Genomic DNA, 562 nt, shown 5'->3' with positions numbered 1-562 from the left:
CGCTTGTATGGTAGGACTTGAAGGGAGGAGGAGGGACAAGGCTCGATTCCGACTGTTGACGCAGTACAGACCGTGGGAGATTTCGCCCCTCCTCCTTTCACCCAAGCGCCGATAAAGAATGCATCTGGCTAGACCGACGATAGGAACAAGCCTGCGCCCCTGGGTGAGCCCTTCAAGTGCTCAAACCTTATCTCGGAGGAAATCCTGTGGCAATGCCGGTCTCTCTATCAAAACCAATCGTAGGTGTGGATGTCGCCAAGAATGAACTGGTGATTTATCAGGCTGATGGGGATTTGCTTGAAGAGATTCCCAACACCAAAACATCCATCAAGCAGTGGCTGAAGGCATTGTCGGGGACGGTGGCGATTGCCATTGAGGCGACCAACATTTACCACCTGGACTTCGCTGATCTGGCCTATGAGGCCGGTTGCACGATTTACATGGTGGGAGGCTATGAACTCAAACATTATCGCGAAGGCGTGAAGATCCGCGCCAAAACCGACGCACTGGATGCCAAGCTGCTGGCTCGTTACCTGAAGAACGAAGCCGAGGAGTTGCGTCC

The 562-nt window shown here is 53.6% G+C and carries 1 protein-coding gene; it reads left to right on the top strand.

What is annotated here, in order from left to right; all coding sequences use genetic code 11:
• Nucleotides 1-212: 212 nt before the first annotated feature.
• A partial coding sequence (locus KW848_RS31320) for a transposase (protein ID WP_218539177.1) occupies nt 213-562 on the top strand: 350 nt, incomplete at its 3' end.

Source organism: Pseudomonas sp. PDM25, assembly GCF_019219045.1.
In the GTDB taxonomy this organism is placed as follows: Bacteria; Pseudomonadota; Gammaproteobacteria; order Pseudomonadales; family Pseudomonadaceae; genus Aquipseudomonas.
The sequence above is the reverse complement of the archived record's forward strand: the minus strand, read 5'-3'. Positions and strand labels throughout refer to the sequence as shown.